This is a genomic window from Mesorhizobium sp. M7A.F.Ca.US.014.04.1.1 (genome assembly GCF_003998745.1).
Taxonomy (GTDB): domain Bacteria; phylum Pseudomonadota; class Alphaproteobacteria; order Rhizobiales; family Rhizobiaceae; genus Mesorhizobium; species Mesorhizobium ciceri.
Genome location: NZ_RZRW01000954.1, coordinates 1 through 1,430 on the forward strand (window position 1 = coordinate 1; position 1,430 = coordinate 1,430).

Consider the following 1,430-nt stretch of genomic DNA (forward strand, 5'->3'; position numbering starts at 1 on the left):
CCCTTGGGGCATCTTTTGCGCAACGCTGTAGACCATGGGCTTGAACCGCCTGAGGAGCGCCTCGCGATGGGGAAACCCGAAGAGGGGCTGATCAGGCTCGAAGCGAGGCACAATGCCGGGCTGCTGCAGATAGCCGTGGTGGACGACGGCAGGGGGATCGAGATCTCGAAGCTGCGCGAGGCTGTCATCGCCCGACAGCTTGCGACCAGGGAAAGTGCTGACACACTCAGCGAAACCGAATTGCTCGCATTCCTGTTTCTGCCAGGCTTTTCGATGAAAGCGGGCCTTACCGACGTGTCCGGCCGTGGTGTGGGACTCGATGCGGTGCAGGCGATGACGAAGGAGGTCCGCGGAATCACGAGCGTTTCCTCGGAATTTGGTCGTGGAACCCGGTTTCAACTGCAGCTGCCGCTGACGTTGTCAGTCCTGCGCACACTACTCGTCGAAGTCGATGGGGAGCCCTATGCGTTTCCACTCGCCGCCATCTCCAAGACAATGAGATTGCAGCGGATGCAGATCAACCTGCTGCAGGGCCGACCGCATTTTCGCTTGAACGATCGACAGATCGGGCTGGTGACCGCGCGCGAAGTGCTGGATCGAGGAGAGTCCGGATCGGAACCGGACGAACTCTCGGTTGTCGTCGTGGATGCAGGTCGGGGCGATGCATACGGCCTGATCGTTGACCGTTTTCTCGGGGAACGCGAGCTGGTGATCAGACCTCTCGATCCACGGTTTGCCAAGATCAAGGACATCAGCGCAGCGGCCCTGATGGAAGACGGTTCGCCAGTTCTGATCTTCGACGTCGATGATCTGATCCGATCGGTGGAAAAACTTGCATCGTCTAGCGGATTTAGGGCTGTTGGGCGCGCTGCGGGCGGTCCCGAACCGAGCAGACGCAAGCGCGTGCTCGTGATTGACGATTCACTCACGGTCCGCGAACTCCAGCGCAAGATGTTGGGCAATCACGGTTATGATGTCGAAGTGGCGGTCGACGGGATGGACGGATGGAATGCCGTCCGGTCTGGTCCTTTTGATCTTGTCGTCACTGACATAGATATGCCGCGCATGGATGGCATCGAGTTGGTGAGCTTGATCAGAAAGGACGCCCATCTCAAGAACACACCCATAATGATCGTTTCATACAAGGATCGGGAAGAAGATCGCTCGCGCGGGCTTGACGCCGGTGCGGACTATTATCTGACCAAGAGTACCTTTCAGGACGAGGCGCTGATCCATGCGGTCGTGGACATGATTGGCGAGGCGACTGAATGAGATCGAAATTGGAAGCCAACGAATGAGAATCGGCGTAGTCAACGACATGCCGATGGCGGTTGAGCTTCTGCGCCGGCTGGTCTTGTCGACCGGCGAACATCAGGTCGCATGGGTCGCGACCAATGGGCGTGAGGCGGTCGAGGTCTGCAGACGTGATC

Annotated in this window: 1 protein-coding gene; it reads left to right on the forward strand. The window is 58.6% G+C overall.

The window, feature by feature from the left end:
* On the forward strand, window positions 1–1,272 hold a 1,272-nt coding region (locus EOA22_RS33465), incomplete at its 5' end, for a response regulator (protein WP_164756179.1).
* Window positions 1,273–1,430 lie beyond the last annotated feature (158 nt).